This window comes from Loktanella sp. D2R18, assembly GCF_003318235.1.
In the GTDB taxonomy this organism is placed as follows: Bacteria; Pseudomonadota; Alphaproteobacteria; order Rhodobacterales; family Rhodobacteraceae; genus Yoonia.
Genome location: NZ_QOCG01000025.1, coordinates 1 through 1,366 on the forward strand (window position 1 = coordinate 1; position 1,366 = coordinate 1,366).

The window sequence follows — 1,366 nt, forward strand, 5'->3', positions numbered from 1 at the left end:
AAAAGGCCGCCCGATTTCTGGGGCGGCCTTTTCTATTTATTGACCTAGTGGGTTCTCGGTGATTGCTGCACAATCGCCTGTCACCCACGAGCGCCTAGATATGCGAGGGTGCGGGTTCTCGAAGTTTTCCTTTGGAAAACATCTGCCACCCGCCCGGTGCGTTTGGGCTTACGCCCAAGCCGCCCCGTGATTACTCAACAATCTTCGATACAACGCCGGCGCCGACTGTGCGGCCGCCTTCGCGGATCGCGAAGCGTAGGCCGTCTTCCATCGCGATTGGTGCGATCAGCTCTACGTTGAACTTCAGGTTGTCGCCCGGCATGACCATTTCTGTGCCTTCTGGAAGAACAACAGTACCAGTCACGTCAGTGGTCCGGAAGTAGAACTGTGGACGGTAGTTCGCGAAGAATGGGGTGTGACGACCGCCTTCTTCTTTGGTCAGAATATAGGCTTCTGCTTCGAACTTTGTGTGTGGGTTCACAGAACCGGGCTTAACCAGAACCTGGCCACGCTCAACTGCTTCACGGTCGATACCGCGCAACAGAACACCAACGTTGTCGCCTGCTTCACCGCGATCAAGCAGCTTGCGGAACATTTCAACACCAGTACATGTGGTTTTCTGTGTGTCTTTGATGCCAACGATAGAAAGTTCGTCGCCAACGTTCACAACGCCACGCTCAACACGGCCAGTCACAACTGTACCACGGCCAGAGATCGAGAACACATCCTCGATTGGCAGCAAGAACGGCATATCAACCGCACGTGCAGGTGTTGGGATGTATGTATCGACAGCTTCCATCAGCTTACGGATCGAATCTTCGCCGATTTCTTTGTCGCGACCTTCAAGAGCTGCAAGCGCTGAACCAGGGATCACGGGAATGTCGTCGCCTGGGTATTCGTAAGAAGACAGCAGCTCACGGATTTCCATTTCAACCAACTCAAGCAGCTCTTCGTCGTCTACTTGGTCAACTTTGTTCATGTAAACAACCATGTAAGGGATGCCAACTTGGCGACCCAACAAGATGTGCTCGCGGGTTTGTGGCATCGGGCCGTCAGCCGCGTTCACAACCAAGATCGCGCCGTCCATTTGGGCAGCACCGGTGATCATGTTCTTGACGTAGTCGGCGTGGCCGGGGCAATCAACGTGCGCGTAGTGACGTGTTTCAGTCTCATACTCAACGTGCGCTGTTGAAATGGTGATCCCGCGGGCTTTCTCTTCTGGCGCGCCGTCAATCTGGTCGTAATCTTGGAAATCACCAAAATACTTCGTGATCGCAGCTGTCAGGGTCGTCTTGCCGTGGTCAACGTGGCCAATTGTACCAATGTTAACGTGCGGTTTTGTACGTTCAAACTTTTCCTTAGCCAT

At 53.6% G+C, this 1,366-nt stretch carries 1 protein-coding gene; it reads right to left on the reverse strand.

All coding sequences use genetic code 11. The annotated features are described in order from the left end of the window. Window positions 1–190: 190 nt before the first annotated feature. Window positions 191–1,366: elongation factor Tu (tuf, locus tag DS901_RS12600; protein ID WP_113777303.1), on the reverse strand; the 1,176-nt coding region annotated here is incomplete at its 5' end.